Source organism: Myxococcus sp. MH1 (assembly GCF_059738865.1).
Window position 1 is genome coordinate 2,717,810 of record NZ_AP026947.1, and the last position, 19,830, is coordinate 2,737,639.

Consider the following 19,830-nt stretch of genomic DNA (forward strand, 5'->3'; position numbering starts at 1 on the left):
ACACGAGGAGGACTTGCATGCGGCACCAGGACCTGGGCTCGAGGCTGGGACTGTGTCTGGCGTTTCTGCTGGCTTCGGGAGCGATGGCCTCGGAGGCCCCCTCGAAGCCGGAGGAGGCCCAGGCACAGCTGAGGCTCCAGCGACTCAGCGCGTTGGGCGAGCTCTGGGGGCAGGTGCGCTATCGCCACCCGTGGATGCTGTCGCGGCGCATCGACTGGGACGCGGCCTTCCTGGCGGCGGTGCCGAAGGTGGAGGCCGCCACCAGCGACGAGGCGTTCGCCGAGGCCGTCCAGTCGATGCTCGGCGCGCTCGAGGACCCCGCCACCCGCGTGAAGAGCGCGCGTCCGCCCGCGGCGCTGGCCCCGCCGACGCTCCGGCCCCTCCTGGGCCTGGAGAAGGACGTGGTCGTCCTGGACCTGCGCAACCTCGCCACGCCCGAGGGCCCCCAGGCCTTCTGGGGCCTGGGCGAGAAGCTCTGGGGGCCCGTGCGCAAGGCGCGCGCCGCCGTCGTCGACATGCGCATGCGAGGCTTCGACGAGGCGGCGGCCTGGAGCGCCTCCAACGCCGCGGACTGGATGCTGCCCCTCTTCATCGACGGCGAGCTGTCCGTGCCGGGCTCGCGCTCCTCGCTCCACGGTGGCTACAAGGCCCAGACGGGAATGGACTCGCCCTACACCACGGCCTTCAACCAGGACGTCAGCTCGGTGGTGGAGGGCAACGCCGGCAAGAAGTTCGCGCGCGTCGTCTTCCTCCTGGATGCGCGGAGCGTCGTCTCGCCGAAGGTGCTGGCGCTGCGCGCCTCGGGACGCGCGCTCTTCGTGGGCGAGGGCCCGGTGACGGACGCGCTGGCCGTGGACACGCAGGAAGTGCCGCTGGGGAGCACGCTCGTCGCCACGGTCCGCACCAGCGAGACGGTGTTGCCGCTGGGGCTCGACGCGGAGGTGCCGGCGCGCGCGGACCTGTCCGCCCCGGACGCGGCCTACACGCGCGCGTTGGCGCTGGCGAATCAGAAGTCCAAGCCCAAGGGCCCGAGCGCCCCGGCGCGGCCCGAGGCCCAGTGGCGCCCGGACAACGCCTACGCGGAGTCCCCGTACCCCTCGCGCGAGCTGCGCCTGCTGGCGGCCGTGCGGCTGTGGAACGTGGTGGAGCTGTTCTTCCCCTATCGCCACCTGATGGACGTGGACTGGAGCCAGGCGCTCCCCGGGATGTTGGAGCGCTTCGAGGCCGCCCAGGACGCGAAGGCGTACGCGCTCGAGGTGGCGAAGTCCGCGCGGGAGCTGCGCGACGGGCACGTCTCGCTCAGCGGCCACCCCACGTTCAGGGAGATCTGGGGCGGCATCGCCGCGCCCGTCGAGGTGCTCGACCTCGATGGGAAGGTGGTCATCACGTCCGTGACCAATGCCTCGCTCGCGCAGGGGCTCCAGGTGGGGGACGTCATCGAGAAGGTGGACGCGGAGCTCCTCGACGAGCGCGTCCGCCGCATCGACGCCGTCCACCAGGCCTCCACCGAGGCGGCGACCCGGCTGTACCACGTCTACCTGGCGCTCGCGGGCCCCCCGGACTCGGAGGCGACCTTCACCGTGCTCAACGAGAAGGGGCGTCGGGAGGTGAAGGTGAAGCGGCCCGCCACGTTCTCCCGGCCGGAGCGCCCCCATGAGCCCTTCAAGCTGCTGGAGGGCAACATCGCCCTCGTGAACCTCTCGCAACTGGGGGCCGACGAGGTGCCGGAGGTCATGCGGAAGGTCCAGACCACCCGGGCCGTGGTGTTCGACCTGCGAGGCTACCCGCGTGGCACCGCGGGGGCGCTGGCGCCGTACCTCAACGTGAAGCGCGCGAAGACCTGGTCCCGCTTCGAGGTGCCCGTCGTCGCGGGCTCCACGTTGGTGAACGGCCGGATGGCCCTGGTGCAGGCGCTGCCCACCGCGGACGTGCCGGTGTACCGGGGCCGCACCGTGACGCTCATCGACGAGCGCGCCGTGAGCCAGGCGGAGCACCTGGGGCTGATGCTGGAGGTCACCAGCGGGACGACCTTCGTCGGGAGCCCCACCGCCGGCGCCAACGGGAACATGACGTACGCGGTGCTGCCCGGCGGCATCTGGATGAGCTTCACGGGCATGGATGCCCGGCACGCGGACGGCGGTCAGCTCCAGCGCAAGGGGCTCACGCCGCACGTGGCGGTGCGCCCCACGCTCGCGGGTGTGCGCGCGGGCCGGGACGAGGTGCTGGAGCGGGCGCTGCGCCTGCTCCAGGAGACGCCGCGCCCCGCCGCCGCGCCCATGTCCCGCCCCGTGCAGCGTCCGTAGTCCCGGGGGCCTCCGTGGAGGGGCCCCGGGCTATCGGAGGGCGGGCCGCGGCGTGGGCTCGTGGGAGAGCCGGGCCTCCAGCCGTGAGCGCCACTTCAGCGCGGGGCGCTCCACGCCGTGGTGCAGCGCGAGGGACGCGAGCAGCACCGCCGCCGCGCCGGCCAGCAACGTGAGCGGGTGGAACGCGTCCAGGCCGTAGGGCTCCAGCGCGACGCGCGCTCCGGCCTGCAGGGCCTTGTGCGTGAGGTAGATGGTGAAGCTCAAGAGCGCGAAGGTCTTCACCCCGGGGATGCGGGCGCACACGCGCGACGCGGTGGGGCTCGCCATGGCCGCGAGCAGCGCCGCGTAGCCCAGCGACGTCAGGGGGAAGGCGAGCATCGTGTGGGCGAGGTAGCGGAAGTGCTCCTCGTTCAGCCAGAACACGACGCCCAGGCACGCAAGGCCCGCTCCGGCCAGGGCGCCCGCGCGCGCCCCTCGGGTCCAGCGCTCCCAGGTCGCGGGGCGGAAGACGCGCAGCGCCGCGAGCATCGCGCCACACAAGAGGCCGTCGAGTCGCGCGTAGGTCGGGTAGTACAGCAGCGTGTCGTAGCCGCGCCACGCGGTGTCCTCGGGCGCGAGCATCGAGAAGTGCCGCTGCCACAGCCATGCCCGCAGGAGCATTCCGCCGAGCATCAACGCCCCAGCGCCCACGAGCAGGTGCGCGGCCCGGACGCGTCCTCGCAGCGCGAGCACGGTGAGCGGGAGCACCAGGTAGAAGTGCTCCTCCACGCACAGCGACCACGCATGGGAGAAGCCATTCAGGCGCAGTCCGAAGTTCTGCGTGAAGGTGAGGAAGCGCCACGCGGGCGTCTCCACCGGACGCTCGCTCCACGCGGGGACGAAGAGGTACAGCGCCAGCACGATGAGGTAGGGCGGCAGGATGCGCAGCGAGCGCCGCAGGTAGAAGCGCTTCAGGGATGGCGCCTCGCCGCGCGACACCGGCTCCATCAGCTGTGAGCCGATGAGAAAGCCGCTCAGCACGAAGAACAGCTCCACGCCCGTCCAGCCGAAGTTGGCGAGCATCCGGTAGGACTCGTGTCCCTCGGGGCGTGGGTAGTGGAAGAGGACGACGATGAAGATGGCCAGGCACCGGAGCAGGTCCAGGCCGGCCAGGTGGCGCGGTTCGGTGGTGTTCAGCGGAGTCGACCTTCAGCGGCGGGGAGGCCTGATTCTAGGCACCCTCCTGTGGGTGTGTCGCCCACATTTCTCCACCGAGCCCTGAGGCAGGTCCGTTGATTCCGTCTGCCTGCCTCGGGACGGAATCAACGGGACTGACACGGCGTGAAGGCTAGTAGCAGAGCCACTTGTTGAAGGGCGTGCGCTGACACTCGCACTCGCCCAGGTTGCCGTCGGACCAGGTGCAGGAGGTGAACGCTCCGGGGCGACAGAAGGTCCCGACGAGGGCCTCGCAGCTGCCGGCCAGCTCCGACGACGCCTGCTCGGTGGCCTCGGGCGCCATCGGCTCACCCGTCTCCACGCCCCCACAGGCCGTCAGTCCGAACGCCACCGCGATTGCCAGGATTGCTCGCATGACCATCTCCAGTTGATTCGCTAGAAATACTCGAAATGCTGGGATAGCTTAGGCGAGCCCAGGCGGGTTGACGACGCCTAGGCCCCGTACATCGACTCGATGAGCGCCGAGTGTTTGCGGGTGACGGCGTGGCGCTTGACCTTGAGCGACGCGGTGAGCTCGCCGCCATCCACCGTGAACGGGCCCGGGGAGACACGGAATGTCTTGATGCGCTCGAAGGACGCCAGGCCCGCGTTGGTCTCTTCCACCAGGGCCTTCAGGATGTCGTTGATGCGCGGGTGCGCGGGGTCGGCGGGGATGCCCTCTCGCCGGGCCACCATGGCGAGTATCTCCGGGTCGAGCGCGAACATGGCCGTGCAGTAGTTGCGTCCGTCGCCGAGCACGACGGCCTCCTGGACCAGCGGGTGTCGCTTGAGCTGCGCCTCGATTTTCAGCGGCGCCACGTACTTCCCGCCGCTCGTCTTGAGCAGCTCCTTCTTGCGCCCCGTCACCCGGACGAAGCCCTCCGCGTCGATGGAGGCGAGGTCTCCGGTCCGGAACCACCCGTCGTCATCGAACGCCTCCGCCGTGGCCTCCGGCCTGTTCAGGTAGCCCCGCGAGATGTTCGGTCCGCGCGCGAGCAGCTCGCCATCCGCGTCCACCTTGAGCTGGCAGCGGGAGAACGCGCGTCCCACCGTGCCAGGGCGCACGTCCTCCCTGGGATTGATGGTGAGCCCGGGACACGTCTCCGTCAGCCCATAGGCCTCCAGGATGGTCAGCCCGAGCGAGAGGAAGAACAGCTGCACGTCGACGCGAAGCGCGGCTGCGCCGGACAGGAGCACGGAGGCGTGGTCCAGGCCCAGGCGCGCGCGCAGCTTCGACAGCACGAGCCGGTCCGCCAGGGCCCGCTGCGCCTCCAGCCACAGGGGCCGGGACTTGCCGTGGGTCGCGGCGCGACGCCCCACGCCCAGGGCCCAGTCCAGCATCCAGCGGCGCAAGCCCTGCTCGCCCTCGATGGTGCTGGTGACCTTCGCCATCATCTTCTCGAAGACGCGCGGGGCCGCGGGGAAGAAGCCCGGGCGCGAGGCGACCAGGTCCGCCGCCAGCGTGGGCACCGACGACATCACCAGCGGCGCGCCGAAGAAGGGGCCCGCGAACTCCACCATGCGTCCGAAGGAGTGCGCGGCGGGGAGGAAGAGGAACAGGCCGTGCGTGAGCACGTTGTCATCCAGGAGCCGCGCGGTGCCGACGTCCTCGAGCATCGCCAGCATGTTGTTGTGGGTTTGAATCACCGCCTTCGGCGCGCCGGTGGTCCCCGACGTGTACGTGAAGGTCGCGACGTGCTCGCGTCGAATCAGCGACGCCCTGCGGCGCACCTCGTCCTCCAGCTCCGCCCGTCGGGTGCGCCCGCGAGCCTCGAGCGCCTCCAGGCTCTCCCAGTCATCGGCGGGAGCAAGCCCCGCCGGGTGGATGACCACCACCCTGGCGCGCGCGGCGAGCGCGTCGGGTGGGTAGTGCCGGTCGAAGAAGGTGAAGCCCGCACGGAAGGCGCGCACCTTGTCGAGCTGGTTCGCGTCGTCCACGACGATGAGCTGCGCGGCGGTGTCCACGTGCATGTAGCCCACCTCCTCGGGCAGCAGGCTGGCGTAGACGGGCACCGTCTTGAGGCCGACGCGCAGGGCCGCGAAGTCGACGAGACAGGACGCCATCGAGGTGTTGCCGACGAGGGTGATGCACGCGCCGTCGTCCACCGTGCCCGCGCTCAACAGCCCCGCGGCGAGTGCCTCGATTCGCGGCAGCAGCTCCGACCAGCGGTGGTCCACATAGGTGTCGTCATGTCTGACGCGGAACGCGACGCGATGCGGCGACGCGTTCGCCCGGTCGAGAATCATCTGGGGGAGGGACGGGTGGACCTCGGCCATGGGGCCTCCTCGGTGCGTGGCGGGCAGGGGAGCGGCTTGTTTCACGAAGCCACGCTAGGTGCGGCGCCACGGGCCGGCTTGTATGATTCTGCAGATGCGGAGCCACTTGTTGCTGGGCGGAGGTCGAGCGCTCTACGTCGGCCGCTTCCACGAGTTGCCCCGGCATCGGTTCGCCGCCAACGCCGTGCTCGTGGGATTGGATGATGCGTTCGAGCTCGTCGACGGCGACGGTCGTGTCGGGCAGCACGAGGCCACCTTCGTGCGGGGGTGGCAATGGCACGCGCTCGACTTCCAGGGTGGGCGCGCCGCGGTGCTGTTCCTGGAGCCCGGCGTGAAGCTGCGCCATCAGGTCGACGCGAGCGCGGTGCGCGCGGCCGTGGAGACCGCCCTCGGTGCGCGACACCCGCAGCCCTGGACGGAGCTCTTCCAGCAGGCGCTGCACCTGGGGCCTTGCCCGCGGGAGGTCGACGCGCGCATCGCGCGGGTCGCCGCGTGGCTTGCTGCTCCCACGCGGGAGTCGGCGCCCGCGGACGCGGTGGGGTTGGCGCGGCGGGTGGGGGCTTCGACCTCGCTCGTCGAGCACCGGTTCAGCGAGCAGGTCGGCGTGCCGATGGGGGCGTATCGCGCGTGGCACCGGATGCAGGCGGCCGCGGCGCTCGCGCTCCGGGGGAGGAGCCTCACCGAGGTCGCGCACGCCGCGGGCTTCTACGACTCGGCGCACTTCTCCCGGCTGTTCCGAGGGATGTTCGGCCTGCCGCCCTCGAAGGTCTTCACCGACGGCCTCACGGGGACCCTCTTCGAGACGCGCGTCAGCGGTGCGCCGTGAAGCGCCCTCGGGCCAGGAAGACGTGCTCGTCGTCGATGAGGACCCGGGTGCCCGCGTCCTTGCGCCACACGTCGATGAGCTCGCTCACCCGCTCGGGCGTGAGGGGCCAGACGTCGCCATGGGGTGGCTTCTCGATGAAGACCCATTCGTGGACGCGCCCCTCGTCGGGCTGGGGACCTCCCACGGCGTAGAGGTCGTCGCGGTCCGCCAGCGGCGCGACGAGGTTACTGCCGAGCAGCGCCGAGCCCTCGCGGTGCTGCTGGAGCAGGTCCACGCCCCGCGCCAGGCTCGCCAGCCGCTCCGGTGTCGCGGGGCAGTGACGCGGAGCCGTCATCGGGGAGGTGAGGGTGCTCGTGAGCTTCCGGAGGTTCGGCTCGTTGCTGGCGAGGAGGATGACGCCCGTGGAGGCGAGGACCCACGCGGGCGGCCTCCGGGCACGGAGGACGGGCAGGAAGCCCATGAGCGCCGCGGCCACGAGCGACACGCCGTAGTGGAACCGCCAGGACATGGCGAGGAAGCGGATGCCCAGCATCGGCAGGAGCACCAGCAGCCAGGCCCAGTCCGGCCTCACGCGCTCGCGCCATGCCCAGAGTCCCAGCGGGACGAACAGCAGCACCAGGGTGCCCATGCGTGACAGGTGGGGCGGCGCCAGCCGGAGCGAGAGGTAGTGCGGCCACCCTCCCTCCATTCCCTGGCTCAGCCGGAAGCCGTAGTCCACGGTGGGGCCCAGCAGCCAGGGGCGCAGCCCGTAGACGCCCGCGAGCCAGGCGAGTGACAGCGCGCCCACGCCCGCCGCGAGGCGGCGCTCGCCCCGCAGGAGCAGCGCGAGCGTCAACATGACGCCGCCGAACGCGAACTCCTCCTTGCAGGAGAAGAGGAGGACCAGCGAGGCGAGCAGCAGCCCCGGGCGTCGTAGATGGAAGGCCACGCCTGTCAGCACCCAGGGCAGCACGGACCACGTCGTGGGGTGGGCGGGGAACTTCAGGGCCTCCACCACGCTGGGGCTCAAGAGCAGGAGCGCTGTGAGCAGGACGATGGCGCGGCGGCTCAGCAGTCCCTTTGCCTGGAGCCAGAGCAGGGGCGCCACGGTGAGCAGCACGAAGAGGGCCTCGACGACCAGCGCCGCCCACATGGGCGGGAGGAGCCGCGCCAGCGGATGTGCCACCCAGAGGATGGGGTCGAAGTGGTCATTGAAGATGAACACCTGGCGCGCGCTGATCCACGGGTTGGGCTGGGCCAACGACAGACGCGCCACTGCCTGGGAATAGATGCCCAGGTCGAAGTTCGGGAAACAGGCCCGCGCGGCCTGAAGCCAGACGGGGGTGACGACGAGCAGCAGCCAGAGGAGGACCACGAGCGGCAGCGCGAGCGGTGCCAGTCGAGGTCGCGGGCGCTCGGGGCCCGAATCAGGTGTGGAGGCAACCATGGTGGAGCTGGCGCTTGCCAATAGCGCGTCATGACTGGCTCCGCCAGTGTTCACGCCCTGGGGCCCGCCTGGCCCGTGGGCAGGTCACCCACGGGCCGGAATGGAAGACAGCCGCTAACGCAGCCGTCGCCGCAGGCTCAACGGCAGGAGCAGCACGAGGAGCAGCGGCCACAGACCCGGGCTGGCGCCGCAACCGCCGCTGTCCTTGTCGGGGGAGCCCGTGTCCGGGTTCGTGCCCGCGTCCGTCACGCCGCCGCCCGCGTCCGGAGTGCCTCCGCCCGCGTCCGGGGTTCCTCCGCCCGCGTCCGGCGTGCCCGCGTCCGGCGTGCCCGCGTCAGGCTGCTGCGTGACGGGCGCGCAGTCGCCGAGCGAGTGCTCCAGCGCCCCCAGCGTGGAGTTGCCGGACGTGGGCCGGGGCCGCTGGCAGAAATCCTCGGTGACGGAGGCGCTGGGGGCGGCGGCGCCCACCAACTGCGTCACCGGGCCCTTCAGCGTCAGGTCGCCCTGGACCGGCGCCACGTACCAGGACGTCCACGTGCCCGTGGCCACGTTCGTCAGGTTCGTCCCCGCGGTGAAGCGGCCGTTGTCGCGGTTTCGGATGACGGACGACAACACGTTGCCGTGGGCCTCGCCGGTGGAGGACGCGTAGCGGAAGTCCACGCCCGTCGTGGCGATGAAGGTGTTGAACAGCACCTGCGTGCGCGCGGCCCGGTTCAGGTAGACGGCGACATCCGAGCAGTTGGCGACGATGTTGTTCCGGATGATGCCATCCGAGTGCTCGGGGTCACACGGCACCGTCGCGTCGAAGGCCGGCGCACAGAACGCCGCGCCCGTGCCTCCGCCGCCGAAGGACAGGCCGATTCGCGTGTCCGAGGCCGGCCGGTCCCGGGCGCACAGGACGCGGTTTCGCTCGAAGAGCCCCCGCTTGCCGCCGCTCTTCATGAAAGCGCCGTAGGAGATGCCTCCCTGCTTGGAGAAGTCGTGCACCTCGTTGTCGCGCACCACCCAGTCGTCGCCCGTGTCGATGTTGAGCTTGTTGACGGGCGTCCCCGTCACGCGCGGGCGGGTGTCGTAGATGTCGTTGCGCTCGATGAGCCCCCGGTGGGGCATCTCGAAGACGCCGCTGGTGTTCTTCGTCGCGTTGGCCTTGAGCTGGGAGTTGAAGTCGCGCACGCGGCTGTTGCGCAGCACGAAGCCCTCCGCGTGGCCGGTGACGTGGAACGCGTGCTCGCAGTCCTGGTCGCGGGCGCAGATGCCCTCGATGGTGAGCCCGTCGAAGACCCAGGCGCGCCCCGACACCTTGAAGCCCTCGGTGGCGTTGAAGCGGATGAGCGCCGCGTGCCGGTTCGCCGCTCGCACGGTGATGGGCTGGGCATCCGTGCCCTCCGCCGCGCAGTTGAGGTTCGCATTCACCGTGTAGGTGCCATCCGCGAGCACGATGTCGTCCCCCGCCTTCGCGGAGGACAGCGCGGCTTGCAGCTCCGCCACGGTGGTCACGTTCTTCGTGGCGGCGACGCCCGACAGCGGCAGGAGGAGGACGACGAGGGGGACGGTTCTCATCCAGGGGACTCCAAGCGAGGGGGGCTCGGAGTCTACCCCGTCACGGGGTGGGTGGCGTCGCGCGCGAACATCCGCGCGAGCCACGAGTCCCGCGCCGCGATGCACGCCCGCGCCAGCGCCGACTGGGGGGCGATGTCGTAGAAGCCGTGGAACGCGCCACCCCAGACGTGCAGCTCGCACTCGCCCCCCGCCGCCAGGATCCGGTTCGCGTAGGTGACGGCTTCATCCCGGAACGTCTCCGCGCCTCCCACGTCGATGAAGGTGGGCGGCAGCCGGCTCAGGTCGGAGGCCCGCGCGGGCGCGGAGTAGGGGGACACCTCCGGACCGCCGAGCCGGTCTCCCAGCACGGCGCGCCACGCGGTCAGGTTGCTGGTCCGGTCCCAGACGCCGACGCCGTCGTACCGATGCGCGGAGGTCGTCTCGTTGCGGTCGTCCAGCATGGGACATTGCAGCAACTGGCCGAGCAGCCGAGGCCCCTGCCTGTCCCGGGCGAGCAGCGTGGTCCCTGCCGCGAGCCCGCCCCCGCCGCTGCCGCCGAAGATGACGAGCTGGTGGGGATTGAAGCGCAGCGACTTCGCGTTCGCGGCCATCCATTCCAGGCCCGCGTAGCAGTCCTCCACCAGCGTGGGCGCGGGGTGCTCGGGTGCCCGCCGGTACTCGACGCTCACGCAGACGGCGTCATGGCGCAGCGCCCAGTCCACCAGCGGCCGGGCTCCGGCGAAGCGGGTCCCCATCACCATGCCACCACCATGGATGTGGTAGACGGCGGGCCCGGCCACCGAGTGCCCCTTGCGGGAGATGACGGAGACGACGATGTCGTCGCCTCGATATCCCGGGATGGTGTGGTCGACGCAGTCGACCTGCGCGTCCCCGATGAGCGCCTCCCGCGTCACGTCGCTCAGTCGGCGGAAGTGCTCGAGCTGCTCCAGCGTCATCTTCAAGGGGACGTACCCCTCGAGCGGGGCGAGGAGCGGGGCGAGCTGCGGGTCGAAATCAGGATGAGTCATGCGTGCTGCATACTCCGGACCGGTGCGCGCGTGGAAAGCCCGTAGCACCGTCACCCGTTCGAAGTGGGGCTTGCTCCACACTGCCTCGGCCTGGTGTTCCGGCTCACCCGCATCCCGGGGGCAATGGCAGACGTCACCTCCAGTCTCGCGTCGCCCCCAACTGGATGCACCCGACACGGCGCGGAAGAGGGCTTGTCCGTGCCGAATGGCAATCACAGCCTCTGTGCAGGGCGCACTGACGCGAACTCGCGTCCGCGAGGCGCCGAACACGCGAAAGACCGCGGAAAGGACTTCCTCCATGCATCAGCTCCCCCTCGAAGAGGCGGGGTTCCACGCCGGCCATGTCCACGAATGGCGACTGCGCCCCGCCGCGAACACGCTCGCCTCGCTCTCGGCCGGTGACCGGCCCGCCTCCTACAACCAGGAGAAGCACTTCGCGGCCGCGGTGTCGGCCCGGCAGGAGCACGTCTCGGAGGACTACTGGATTGGCCTGTCGTTCCGCATCCCCGGCCCGCTCGACCTGGCCGCGCTGGAGGCGGCGCTGCTGCACTTCGTGAAGCGGCACGAGGTGCTGCGCTGCGGGTTCGAGCAGCTCATCGCCGGGGACCTGCGCTGCGACGTCATGACGCCCGCGCAGGTCCGGCTGGAGCACACCGACGTGGGGCACCTCGCGTCGGGCGAGGCGGTGACGGCCCACATCCAGGCCACGTTCAACCGGGACATCGACACGCTGTCGTGGCCGCTGTTCGTGATGGGCGTGGTGGTGGAGCCGTCGCAGGCCACCGTCTACATGGGGTTCGACCACATCCTGTGTGATGGCCTCTCCCTGGTCTTCGCGGTGGAGGACGTGCAGCGCGACTACGCCGCCCTGGCCGCGGGCCTGACGCCGGTCCCCGAGGTGGCGGGGAGCTACCTCGACTTCGGGGACGTGCAGCGCCACCGCTATTCGAAGCTGACCGCGGACAGCCCCGAGCTGGACTACTGGCGTGCCTTCATCGCGGACGCGGGGGACCTGTTCCCCCACATCCCGCTCGACCTGGGCCTCGAGTCAGGCCGCATGTACCCGGCCCGCAACAGCACCGTGCGATTGCTCGACGACGCGGGGGCGCAGGCGTTCGAGCGCCTCTGCCAGGAGCGCGGCGTGAAGCTGTTCATCGGCATGCTGGCCGTCGTGGGCATGGCCCTGCGGGACATCTCGGGCGCCCAGGTGTACCGGGGGTTCATGCCCATTGGTGAGCGCAAGGACCCCCGCTGGCGCAAGTCCTTCGGTTGGTTCGTCAACACCCTGGCCATCCGCTTCCCCATCGCCGACGGGATGACGTTCCCGGAGGTCGTCGAGGGGGTCCAGACAAGCTTCAAGGAGCTGCTGCGCAACGTCGACGTGCCCTTCGTGAAGGTCTGGGAGCTGCTCGCGCCGCAGTACTTCCACCTGCGGACGTGGCCGTTCCCGGTCAACTTCTTCTCCTTCCTCGACTACCGGAAGCTGCCCGGCGCGGACATGCTCGACGTCTGGCGGCCGAAGACGATGCCCGAGTCCTCGCACTCCAACACGGGCAACATGTGGTTCCTCCGCAACGCGGAGGGGCTCTTCCTCCACTCCATCATCTGCGATGTGCCCAAGAGCGTGGACGCGTTCGACCGCTACCGCGCCGCCATCAGCTCCACGCTCGAGGACCTCCTCCGCGGCTCCGTCCGCGGTGGCGTCACGCCCCGGGAAGGCGGTCAGCCCTCCGCCTCGCGCTGACGGCGAGCGGGCGCGCTCACCGGGTGGCGGCGGCGTCGGGCAGCGTGGCCGGGCTGCCGCCCCGCATCGAGCGCGCCGCGACCACGGCCAGCGCCAGGAAGATGAGGATGAGCGCCCGAGGGAATGCCTGGGTGCCGAACACGTCCTGCAGCACGCCGATGGCCGAGGAGCCGGCGACACCCCCGACCCCGCCCGCCATCGTCATGGCGGCGCTGCAGCTGAGCAGCTGCGCCCCGCTGAAGCGGTCGCCGATGGACGCCAGCGCCACCGTCGTCGTGCCGTAGGCGCACGCGCCCCAGACGAACAGGAACAGGAACAGCAGGGGCGTCGCGACGCCGATGACCCACGGCAGCGCGGCGCCGCCCAGCACGGTGAGCAACGCGCAGCCCATCATCACCGGGCGTCGGCCCCAGCGGTCGGACGCCCAGCCGATGGGCGGCTGCAGCACCACGTTGCCGACGTTCAGCACGCTCAGCCCGATGCCCATCACCGCGGTGCTCGTGCCATGCGCTGCCCCGAACCGGGGCAGGAACGCGAGGGACGCGTGGTCGAACGCGCCGAACGACGCGGCCGCCAGCAGCGCCGCCGGAATCAAGCCGAGCGCCCCGAGCACCGGCGCGCGCGCCGTGCCGTGGAAGTCCGGCAGCCGCTGGCGGACGAGCAACACCCCCAGCGCGCACGCGATGAACGCGGCGCCGAGCAGCGCGAAGCAGTGGGGCGAGCGGAAGTCCACCAGCGCCACCACCAGCGGCCCACACGCGAAGCCCGCGGACAGGAACGACGTGTAGATGCCGAACACCCGGCCCCGGCGCCCCGAGGGCGTGAGCTGCGCGAGCCAGGCCTTGTTGACGATGTAGAAGCCGCCCACCGCCAGGCCCCACAGCAGGCGCGCGACAATCCACAGCAGCGGCTGGGGCACGAGCGCCATCGCCACCATCGCCGTCAGGCCGAGCAGGCAGCTGGCGACGCCGATGCGCACCGCGCCGAACCGCTCGGCCGCCCACGGAATCACGAACGACGAGGCAATCAGCCCCAGCGGGCTGCACGCCGCGGAGATGCCAATCACGCTGTCGGCCACGCCCTGGCGGGCCAGCAGCACGCCGAGCAACACGGGCGTGCCCCCCACCGCGACGGCGAACATGCCGACCAGGAACGAAATCGTGAAGATGCTCCGCCACGCGGCGGCGTCCGGGAGGGGTGGACTCATGACGCCGGGTGGCGCGCGACCAGGACCGGCAGCATCGCGCCGCCCTTGTAGAGGCTCATGATGGGACTCTGGTTGGCCCGCGACAGGAAGCCCACCGCCTTGCCGCCGAAGATGAACATGTTGAGGTCCGCGATGCGCTGGGTGATTTCGCCCGTCGTCGGGTCCGGACAGTGGACGACGTGGCCCTGGATGTACTCCTGGGCCACGTACGAGGCGTCGGACGCCGCGGTCTCGACGGCGCGCCGCCAGTCCTCCTCCCGCGCCTTGTTCCCAATCACGATGCCGTCGCCCCACGTGGCGTTGGTCGGCTTGAGCAGGAAGCGGGACCTGTTGCGCTGGAGGTAGTCGCACAGGTCCACCGCGTCGCCCTCCATGGAGATGGAGCGCCCGGGCGCCACCACGCGCGTCCACGGCACGTGGCGCTGGAACAGCTGGCGGTCCGCCGGTGAGAAGTGGTCGCCGAACCGCGGGTCGCTCAGGAGCGCCAGGATGGACTTGTCCGCGTAGAGCCACTGGCAGGCCAGCGGGTTCACGCTGACCACGTCTCCGTCCGCCACCGCGCGCAGGTAGGGGGCGGCGTCGGGGCACCGGACCAGGTCGCGCAGGTCCCACTTGTTGTAGACGAGGTCGATGCGCGTCCCCCGGTGCGTCACGTGGCCCGCCCCCGGCGCCAGCTCCCGCAGGTCGATGAACTCGCAGTGGATGCCGCGCTCGTCGAAGCCCTGGATGATGAGGTCGGTCTCGCTGGTGAAGCGGCCGTTGTAGTTGACGATGCGGACCTCGCTCGGCTCACGTCCCTTGTCCGCGCGATAGGTGTCCAGCATCTCCGAGATGAACAGGTTGCGCGTCTCCACGATGGGCTGGGGGACCCACTCCACGTCGCGCCCCCACGCGGCCAGGATGGGGTTGGGCCGCGAGCGCCACAGCCGCGTCGCCATGCCGGACGCGAACAGGTTCGCGGGACAGTCGGTGTTGGTCTCCAGGATGAGGTAGCGGCCGTCCGGCGCCACCAGGCCGTCGAAGCGGCAGATGCGCGTGAGCGGCCGGAACCCGGGCGCCGCGAGCAGGTAGTCACGCACCGGCTCATAGCCGCGATAGAGCCCGCGGACCTCGTCGTCGTGGCGGTACAGCTCCAGCACGTCGTCGAACACGCGGATGAAGCGCTCGCCGGCGAGCTTCAGCTCCGCGGCCCAGTCCGCGTCGATGAGGGTCGGCCGCAGGCACACCGGATAGGCGTGGTTGGCGTCGAACTGGAGCCGGTGGTCGAGCGCCGTCGCGCGCAGGTCGCGCTGTGCCGCCGCGATGTGCTCACGCTCGTCGGCCGAGGCCCGGGCCAGCAGCGCGTCGAGCTCCGCGTCGTAGGGACACAGCGCCAGACCGCCGCCATCTTTCTGAAAGGGAGAAGCCACCTTGGACATCGTCGACCCCAGGGTTCAAGTCAGGATGCGGATTCCCGACGGCGTGCGAATCGTCGCGGTATAGCGGAGCGCCTCGCCGTGCTTCACGGCGGGCGCGCCAGGGATGTCGAGTGCCTCGTACAGCCGGGCGATGCCGGCCGGGTCCGGGTGCTCGAGCGTGAAGGCCAGAAGCTCACAGCCCCGCTCGGTCTGGGGCGCGAGCGTCGGGCGTGCCCCCTTGCGGTCGATGAGCGAGGGCACGACGCCCCCCATCGGCAGCGAGCCGTCCACGGGCACGGCGAAGAAGTAGCTGGACGCGCCGGCGTGGAACTCGCGCGGCTCACCGAAGACGCCCGGGTGCCGGGCCAGGTCCCGGGCGAAGTGGTCGGTGCTCGCCACCCAGCCCCGCAGGCGCCTGCCGCCGTCCCACGCCCGCCGCACCGCCGCGCGGTCGTCCAGCCCGAACCACCGGGGGTGCGCGGGGGGCGGCGCCTCCTCGTCGATGGCAATCACCTCCAGATAGGCGGCCTCACCCAGCCGGAGCAGGTGATTGTGCGTGCCCATGTGGATGTGCTTGCGGCCGAAGGGGATGTCGAGGCCCAGGCACTCCCGGAGGTGTGAGATGCCTTCGACGAGCGAGGGTGCGATGACGGAGAGGTGGTCGAGTCGAGGCATGGTGTCGCGGGGTCAGCCCTGGACCAGCATCGGGTCGGTCGACTGGACGATGGCGGTCGAGAAGCGGTTGTAGCCGAACAGTCGCACGAGGATGCGCCGGTTGTCCTTGATGCTGTCGCGGCAGTGCAGGGCCTTGGTGTTGTTGATGAGGATGGCCTTGCTGGAGTCCAGCGTCACCTGGAGCCGCTCGGCGTTCGCGATGCCGGCCTGCAGCGCGGCGAGGGCCCTGTGCGCGGTCTCCGGCGCCCCGGCGCACGCGGAGAAGCGATAGGCGCTGAACCGGAACGCGTAGTCGCCGTGTGGGTTGTAGTCCACGATGGAGACGTCGCGGCCGTCCTCGTCACCGGGGACGTAGGAGTCGGGCCGGGTGAATTGATAGTGCTTGCGGGTCAACGCGTCGACCACCGGCTCTCCCAGGGCCTCCAGCACCGGCGTCACCGGGATGACCTGGGTCGGCTCCTGGAGCGGATTCCACCGCGCCGTCAGAATCAGCGTCGAGGGCGCCGGGGAGCGCCGCTGCGTCGCGTGGAACGAGCAGTAATACGGCGGCTCGGTGTGGGCGCCGAGCGCGAGCCCGGAGTGGGAGGAGAGCTCCACGTCCTCGGGCGCGGGCTCCTCTGGAATCTTGTGCTGGCCGCCCCCCTTGAAGTTGCCGACGATGCGGACCATTTCATTGTAATCCAAATCGTACGCGAAGGCGCGATTGTCACAGAGGTTCAACAGGAGCTGGCTGCGTGACGCGAGCACCTGGCAATCGAAGTCGACCTTCAAGGACTCGAGCGACGGCCTCGTCTCGGGGACGCCCTCGCCCACCTCTCGCATGCCCTCGACCACCAGCAGGGTGGTGCGATTGCTGGCATAGCCATCCACCACGGCGCGCTGCCCGGGGTCCAGCAGCTCTCGCAGCGCGCTCGCGCTGGCCTCGGCGCGCTCACGGACCCCCGCGGCTTGTGGTCCCCCTGCCCGAGCCAACCGCACGGCCTGTTGATGCAGGTATTCCGCCTGCGAAGGCAGCCATTTCAGCACCGCCACTTCGGTGTGAGGACTTGCGGATTTTCCGTCTGACCTCGCGACACGAGTCATCTCGGCCCCCGACTCAGCTTCGAGCTGGGGCGCGCAGATACTACCGGTATGTCTAGTAGTCCATATTAATCTTGAATTGATAGGGATGGGGTGCGGAGACCACCCCAGTCTCCTGGAAGCTGAAAGGAGTTGGTGGGCGCTTCAGGGCAGACACGCAACAGTCCGAGCGAAGAGTTCCACTGCACCAACCTCCTGGCGAGGCACGGAGGCGGGGGCCTCAGCCCGGGTCCTCCTCCTCGTAGCAGACGCCGATTTCGCGCAGCTCGACGGTGGACCACTCGGCCGCGGGACACTGGCTGGCGATGGCGAGCGCTTCTTCCCGGCTCGCGCAGTCGAAGAGGACGTAGCCTCCGACGACCTCCTTGGATTCGGCGAAGGGGCCATCACGCAGGGTGCGCTGGTGGTCCCGGACCTCGATCCGGACCCCCTCCGAGACGGACCGGAGGGAGTCGCTGCCCTTCCAGAGCCCGCGCGCCTGGAGGTCCTGGACGAAGCCCACCATCCGCTCCATCTCGCGGCGGCCTTCTTCCGGCGTCCGGCTCCGCTTGCGCTTGCTCTCCTCCATGACCAACAGCATGTACGTCATCACCGACTCCGTGCGTGGGGGGGGGGCGCCCAGCGTCCTCCATCCGCCGCCCGGGCTGAAGCGTTTCCTGGCGCTGGACTCGGGCGCGGCCCGAGGGCCAGGCTCGTGGGATGCCCCTCGAGAACCTCATGCGCATCCACGACCCGGAGTCCCTCGCGAGAGGAGAGCGGGCCTTCAGCCCCGAGTTCGCGGCGATGAGCCAGCGGGTGCTGCACGTCACCGGGCTGACGTCACGCCTCAACGTCCTACCGTTCGACGACGAGGCGGGCAAGGCGGCGCTGCTCGAGCAGATTCTCGGGCGGCCGCTGCCCAAGCGGGTCACCGTCTATCCGCCGTTCTACACGGACCATGGGCTGCGGCTGGAGCTGGCCGAGCGGGTGTTCATCAACCAGGGTTGCACGTTCCTCGACCATGCCGGCATCCGGCTGGGCGAAGGGGTGATGGTCGGCCCGAAGGTCACCTTCATCACGATGAGCCACCCGGTGGACCCGGGGGACCGGCGGCTGTACCTCACGGGCGCGCCCATCGAGGTGGCCCAGAACGCGTGGATTGGCGCGGGGGCGACGATTCTTCCCGGGGTCCGGATTGGTCGCGACGCGGTGGTCGCGGCCGGAGCCATCGTCTGCGACGACGTGCCGGACGCGAGCCTGGTGACGGGCCCGAAGGCGACCGTCCACCGACGGTGGTGAGCCACACCGGGGCCACTCGACCCGCGCGGCCTGCCACGACGCAAGGGCTGGCCGGCGGGCCGCGACTCACTCGAAGGTGATGATGAGCTGCTCCCACGCGCCCACGGCGGTGCGGTTGGCGTTCACCGTGCCGCTGCCACCGCCCTCGGCCACCACGTCGTTCTTTGCCGTTCGAGGCGCGCTGGCCGATGGCCTGCCCGCCCCAGGGGCTCGATGGTCGGCAGCCCGTTGCTCGAGAACGCCGTGCGCGAGTCGCGCATGATGGAGCCGTAATCGTACCCGAGGAGCCCCCCGTGCCGTCGATACCTCCCCGGGCCAATACCGAGTGCGATTCGCGTTGGAGAAGCCCGCACCCTCGGGAAGAAAAAGCGGCTCGCGCGTTGGTTTGTGTGGAAAGGCCAAAGTCATTTCTCCGGAGCCCGGCATCCATCCTGGCTGTGGGAATTCCAATCCAAGTCCCCATTGGAAGGAGCAACACCATGAAGCGAGCGTCCCTCGTTGTCTCGGCGGTGATGATGTCGGTCGGGTTTGCCAATCCGGCGCTGGCGGCGCCCATCACCGTGAATGGCTACGTCTGCGCGGCCACGTACACGCGTCAGCCCAATCTCACCTACGGCCAGGGCTACGTGGTCGTGCAGGTGTACACGGCGGCGAACTGCACGGGGAGCTTCGTCGGCAACTACTACTACCTGGGCGCGAGCGCCGCTTCGGCGGGCTACCAGTACAGTGAAGCGGAGCGCCTGGGGCTGTTCGAGCGCGCCACCCAGGCCGCCACCCAGGGCACGCGGGTCGCCCTCTACGTGGAGGGGGCTGGCGTCGGCATCCTCGACACGACCTACCGCGGCAACTGACGTCGGGCGGGACGCCGCGCGGGGTGTCCCGCGCGCGGTCAGCCCCGCTCGGTGAGGCGGTTGAGCAGGTCCAGGTCCCCGGCGCTCAGCGAAAGCGAGGCGCTCGCGAGGTTCTCCCGGAGGTGGGGGCGTGACGACGTGCCAGGGATGAGCAGCACGTTGGGGGCGCGGTGCAGCAGCCACGCCAGGGCGACCTGCATCGGCGTCGCGCCCAGGCGCGTGGCCACGTCGTTCAGCGTGCTCGACTGCAGCGGGGTGAAGCCGCCCAGCGGGAAGAACGGCACGTAGGCCGTCCCCGTGGCGGCGAGCTGGTCGATGAGCGCGTCGTCATGCCTGTGCGCCAGGTTGTAGTGGTTCTGCACGCAGACGATGTCGACGAGCTTGCGGCCCTCGGCGACCTGCGTCGGGGTGACGTTGCTCAGGCCGATGTGGCGGATGAGCCCGCGCTGCTGGAGCTCGGCGAGCGCGGTGAGGGGCGCCTCGATGGAGCCCTCCACCGGGCCCTCGGCGCTGAACATGGCCCGGAGGTTCACGACGTCCAGCACGTCGAGGCCGAGGTTGCGCAGGTTGTCGTGGACCGAGCGCTCGAGGTCCTCGGGAGAGGACGCGGGCTCCCAGGAGCCCTGGGGGCCACGCACCGCGCCCACCTTCGTGGCGATGACCAGCCCGTCGCGATAGGGGTGCAGCGCCTCTCGGATGAGCTGGTTCGTCACATGCGGGCCGTAGATGTCGCTGGTGTCCAGGTGGTCGACGCCCTGCTCGATGGCCTCGCGCAGCACGGCGAGGGCCGCCTTACGGTCCCTGGGTGGACCGAAGACACCGGGGCCGGCGAGCTGCATGGCGCCGTAACCCACGCGGCGGACGGTGTGGGTGCCGAGGCGATAGGTCTGGGGGATGGGAGACATGGTGGAGGTCCTTGGGATTCGAGGTTCTCCCTTTCTCTACGGAGGGCGCCGCTGCGCGACAATCGGTGGCAATGCGCACGGGCTGTGCGAAAATCCGCAC

17 protein-coding genes are annotated in these 19,830 nt (G+C 70.4%); 5 read left to right on the plus strand and 12 right to left on the minus strand.

From position 1 onward, the window contains the following. Positions 1-17 precede the first annotated feature (17 nt). Positions 18-2,303, plus strand: coding sequence for a S41 family peptidase (locus AC6JA9_RS11175; protein WP_497959651.1), 2,286 nt, complete (start codon positions 18-20; stop codon positions 2,301-2,303). A 30-nt stretch (positions 2,304-2,333) separates the two neighbouring features. Here the strand turns inward: AC6JA9_RS11175 and AC6JA9_RS11180 are convergent, their stop codons facing one another. The 3 genes from AC6JA9_RS11180 to AC6JA9_RS11190 form a co-directional block, all read right to left on the minus strand. Beyond that, positions 2,334-3,479 (minus strand): acyltransferase family protein, encoded by a 1,146-nt coding sequence (locus tag AC6JA9_RS11180; protein ID WP_370642026.1) that lies wholly within the window; start codon positions 3,477-3,479, stop codon positions 2,334-2,336. A gap of 151 nt (positions 3,480-3,630) precedes the next feature. Continuing rightward, positions 3,631-3,873 carry a hypothetical protein gene (locus AC6JA9_RS11185; RefSeq protein ID WP_046712023.1) on the minus strand — a complete coding sequence of 81 codons (243 nt, stop codon included), beginning with the start codon at positions 3,871-3,873 and terminating at the stop codon, positions 3,631-3,633. Positions 3,874-3,950: 77 nt separating this feature from the next. Beyond that, positions 3,951-5,774 carry an AMP-dependent synthetase/ligase gene (locus AC6JA9_RS11190; protein WP_497959652.1) on the minus strand — a complete coding sequence of 608 codons (1,824 nt, stop codon included), beginning with the start codon at positions 5,772-5,774 and terminating at the stop codon, positions 3,951-3,953. Positions 5,775-5,856: 82 nt separating this feature from the next. On the opposite strand from AC6JA9_RS11190, the gene AC6JA9_RS11195 reads away from it, so the two are divergent. Further along, a complete protein-coding gene (locus AC6JA9_RS11195; RefSeq protein WP_223750306.1) occupies positions 5,857-6,600 on the plus strand; it encodes an AraC family transcriptional regulator in 744 nt (247 codons plus the stop codon). On the opposite strand, the gene AC6JA9_RS11200 is transcribed toward AC6JA9_RS11195, so the two are convergent. From AC6JA9_RS11200 to AC6JA9_RS11210, 3 genes are read right to left on the minus strand one after another with little or no spacing between them, the layout of a single operon-like run. Beyond that, a complete protein-coding gene (locus tag AC6JA9_RS11200; protein ID WP_497959653.1) occupies positions 6,584-8,080 on the minus strand; it encodes a DUF2079 domain-containing protein in 1,497 nt (498 codons plus the stop codon). The two genes, AC6JA9_RS11195 and AC6JA9_RS11200, sit on opposite strands and share 17 nt — an antisense overlap. Before the next feature lie 60 nt (positions 8,081-8,140). Beyond that, positions 8,141-9,586 (minus strand): chondroitinase-B domain-containing protein, encoded by a 1,446-nt coding sequence (locus AC6JA9_RS11205; RefSeq protein ID WP_223750308.1) that lies wholly within the window; start codon positions 9,584-9,586, stop codon positions 8,141-8,143. A gap of 32 nt (positions 9,587-9,618) precedes the next feature. Then, complete coding sequence (locus tag AC6JA9_RS11210) at positions 9,619-10,593, minus strand: alpha/beta hydrolase fold domain-containing protein (RefSeq protein WP_223750309.1); 975 nt, start codon at positions 10,591-10,593, stop codon at positions 9,619-9,621. 298 nt (positions 10,594-10,891) lie between these two features. On the opposite strand from AC6JA9_RS11210, the gene AC6JA9_RS11215 reads away from it, so the two are divergent. Continuing rightward, on the plus strand, positions 10,892-12,337 hold the full coding sequence (locus AC6JA9_RS11215; RefSeq protein ID WP_497959654.1) for a condensation domain-containing protein: 1,446 nt from the start codon (positions 10,892-10,894) through the stop codon (positions 12,335-12,337). Positions 12,338-12,353: 16 nt separating this feature from the next. On the opposite strand, the gene AC6JA9_RS11220 is transcribed toward AC6JA9_RS11215, so the two are convergent. The 5 genes from AC6JA9_RS11220 to AC6JA9_RS11240 all read right to left on the minus strand — a co-directional run bounded on the left by AC6JA9_RS11220 (position 12,354) and on the right by AC6JA9_RS11240 (position 17,285). Then, a complete protein-coding gene (locus AC6JA9_RS11220; RefSeq protein WP_223750311.1) occupies positions 12,354-13,544 on the minus strand; it encodes an MFS transporter in 1,191 nt (396 codons plus the stop codon). Continuing rightward, entirely contained in the window at positions 13,541-14,953 is a 1,413-nt protein-coding gene (locus tag AC6JA9_RS11225) for an ATP-grasp domain-containing protein (protein WP_408891276.1), read from the minus strand. Before AC6JA9_RS11225 ends, AC6JA9_RS11220 begins: the two co-directional genes overlap by 4 nt. A gap of 24 nt (positions 14,954-14,977) precedes the next feature. Continuing rightward, positions 14,978-15,616, minus strand: coding sequence for a VOC family protein (locus AC6JA9_RS11230; protein WP_223750313.1), 639 nt, complete (start codon positions 15,614-15,616; stop codon positions 14,978-14,980). Between the two features lie 12 nt (positions 15,617-15,628). Beyond that, the gene (locus tag AC6JA9_RS11235; protein ID WP_223750314.1) at positions 15,629-16,642 is read right to left on the minus strand and encodes a Fe(II)-2OG oxygenase family protein; all 1,014 of its coding nucleotides are present in this window, start codon (positions 16,640-16,642) and stop codon (positions 15,629-15,631) included. Between the two features lie 274 nt (positions 16,643-16,916). Next, positions 16,917-17,285, minus strand: a complete 369-nt coding sequence (locus tag AC6JA9_RS11240; protein WP_223750315.1) for a YciI family protein — start codon at positions 17,283-17,285, stop codon at positions 16,917-16,919. A gap of 110 nt (positions 17,286-17,395) precedes the next feature. Between AC6JA9_RS11240 and AC6JA9_RS11245 the strand changes: the two genes are divergently transcribed. Together AC6JA9_RS11245 and AC6JA9_RS11250 are read left to right on the plus strand one after the other, a co-directional pair. Further along, positions 17,396-17,974, plus strand: coding sequence for a sugar O-acetyltransferase (locus tag AC6JA9_RS11245; protein ID WP_463751735.1), 579 nt, complete (start codon positions 17,396-17,398; stop codon positions 17,972-17,974). 479 nt (positions 17,975-18,453) lie between these two features. After that, on the plus strand, positions 18,454-18,825 hold the full coding sequence (locus AC6JA9_RS11250; RefSeq protein WP_223750316.1) for a hypothetical protein: 372 nt from the start codon (positions 18,454-18,456) through the stop codon (positions 18,823-18,825). Positions 18,826-18,863: 38 nt separating this feature from the next. On the opposite strand, the gene AC6JA9_RS11255 is transcribed toward AC6JA9_RS11250, so the two are convergent. After that, the gene (locus AC6JA9_RS11255) at positions 18,864-19,730 is read right to left on the minus strand and encodes an aldo/keto reductase family oxidoreductase (RefSeq protein WP_223750317.1); all 867 of its coding nucleotides are present in this window, start codon (positions 19,728-19,730) and stop codon (positions 18,864-18,866) included. Positions 19,731-19,830 lie beyond the last annotated feature (100 nt).

Excerpts from the sequence above, each read along its gene's own strand:
- AC6JA9_RS11175 (WP_497959651.1), top strand. The coding sequence starts at position 18 with ATGCGGCACCAGGACCTGGGCTCGAGGCTGGGACTGTGTCTGGCGTTT.
- AC6JA9_RS11185 (WP_046712023.1), bottom strand. The coding sequence starts at position 3,873 with ATGCGAGCAATCCTGGCAATCGCGGTGGCGTTCGGACTGACGGCCTGT.
- AC6JA9_RS11190 (WP_497959652.1), bottom strand. The coding sequence starts at position 5,774 with ATGGCCGAGGTCCACCCGTCCCTCCCCCAGATGATTCTCGACCGGGCG.
- AC6JA9_RS11195 (WP_223750306.1), top strand. The coding sequence starts at position 5,857 with ATGATTCTGCAGATGCGGAGCCACTTGTTGCTGGGCGGAGGTCGAGCG.
- AC6JA9_RS11205 (WP_223750308.1), bottom strand. The coding sequence starts at position 9,586 with ATGAGAACCGTCCCCCTCGTCGTCCTCCTCCTGCCGCTGTCGGGCGTC.
- AC6JA9_RS11210 (WP_223750309.1), bottom strand. The coding sequence starts at position 10,593 with ATGACTCATCCTGATTTCGACCCGCAGCTCGCCCCGCTCCTCGCCCCG.
- AC6JA9_RS11215 (WP_497959654.1), top strand. The coding sequence starts at position 10,892 with ATGCATCAGCTCCCCCTCGAAGAGGCGGGGTTCCACGCCGGCCATGTC.
- AC6JA9_RS11220 (WP_223750311.1), bottom strand. The coding sequence starts at position 13,544 with ATGAGTCCACCCCTCCCGGACGCCGCCGCGTGGCGGAGCATCTTCACG.
- AC6JA9_RS11230 (WP_223750313.1), bottom strand. The coding sequence starts at position 15,616 with ATGCCTCGACTCGACCACCTCTCCGTCATCGCACCCTCGCTCGTCGAA.
- AC6JA9_RS11240 (WP_223750315.1), bottom strand. The coding sequence starts at position 17,285 with ATGACGTACATGCTGTTGGTCATGGAGGAGAGCAAGCGCAAGCGGAGC.
- AC6JA9_RS11245 (WP_463751735.1), top strand. The coding sequence starts at position 17,396 with ATGCCCCTCGAGAACCTCATGCGCATCCACGACCCGGAGTCCCTCGCG.
- AC6JA9_RS11250 (WP_223750316.1), top strand. The coding sequence starts at position 18,454 with ATGAAGCGAGCGTCCCTCGTTGTCTCGGCGGTGATGATGTCGGTCGGG.
- AC6JA9_RS11255 (WP_223750317.1), bottom strand. The coding sequence starts at position 19,730 with ATGTCTCCCATCCCCCAGACCTATCGCCTCGGCACCCACACCGTCCGC.